Source organism: Vibrio sp. D173a (assembly GCF_030248475.1).
This window is the reverse complement of sequence record NZ_JAHGAH010001460.1, coordinates 1-978: the sequence shown is the minus strand read 5'-3', so window position 1 is coordinate 978 and position 978 is coordinate 1. Positions and strand designations below refer to the sequence as shown.

2 protein-coding genes are annotated in these 978 nt (G+C 50.0%); both read left to right on the top strand.

Annotated elements, in window-relative coordinates; translation table 11 throughout:
* Positions 1 to 584 (top strand): cobalamin biosynthesis family protein (locus tag KIV40_RS34075; RefSeq protein WP_285353865.1); only part of this gene is annotated, 584 nt, incomplete at its 5' end.
* Position 585: 1 nt separating this feature from the next.
* On the top strand, positions 586 to 978 hold a 393-nt coding region (locus tag KIV40_RS34070; protein WP_285353864.1), incomplete at its 3' end, for an ABC transporter substrate-binding protein.

Genomic DNA, 978 nt, shown 5'->3' with positions numbered 1-978 from the left:
CACGTAAGTTGCTCGCCCCGATTGTCAATCGACAAACCGACACACTGTCCACATTGGGCTTGGGCAAGGCATCGGCCGAGACACTCATTATGGGTTACGGGCGTAACGTCATCTGTGTGCTATTTTGGTATGCCATTGGCGGAGGCATTGCTTCCCTGATGTATCGCTTAACGGTTGAATTGGCACGCGCATGGTCACCAAGCCGACAACGCTTTGCGCCGTTTGGTTCAAGTGTCATTAAAGTGGTGGCGGTTTTAGAATTCATTCCAATGAGACTGTTCTCACTGATGATTGTGGTTGGTCACAATGCAAGGCACACCTTTTCAATGATGCTCACTCAAAGCCGCTCTTGGCCACTACCGGGCCCCGCATGGCTTATCACCTCAGCAGGTAACAAGCTTGAACTGTCACTGGGTGGTCCTGCGATCTATGACAATGTCAAAGCAGTCAGAGCCAAGCTCGGAGGCCGAATTGCGCCCTCTGCACTCCACTTATCCCAACTGCAAAAGATGCTCGCTTGGCGTATATTGGCTTGGCTGATGCTACAAAGCGCTCTACTACTTATTATTCACCAAGGGATTTAACGTGAAATCTGCCACCTCTTGTGCCGTGCTGTCTGCACTCTCTGTTTGTTTTTGGCTACCTCAGGTTCACGCTGAGTCTTCTTCTTCTGATTCAGTAGCTGAAAAACGTGTCGTCAGCCTTGCTCCTCATGCGACAGAGCTGGCCTATAGCGCCGGACTGGGAGAGAACTTAATCGCGGTGAGTGACAGAAGTGACTACCCACCAGAGGCCGATAAATTGCCTAAGGTAGCCAACTACCAAGGCATAAAAGTAGAGAAGATCATCGCCCTACAACCAGACTTAATCTTAGCGTGGCCAGCGGGAAATCCACCAAGGGAGCTTGCCGAGTTGGAGCAGTTTGGTTTGGATATCTACTATTCAAAAACCAAAAGCTTAGAGAGCATCGCTAGCAAT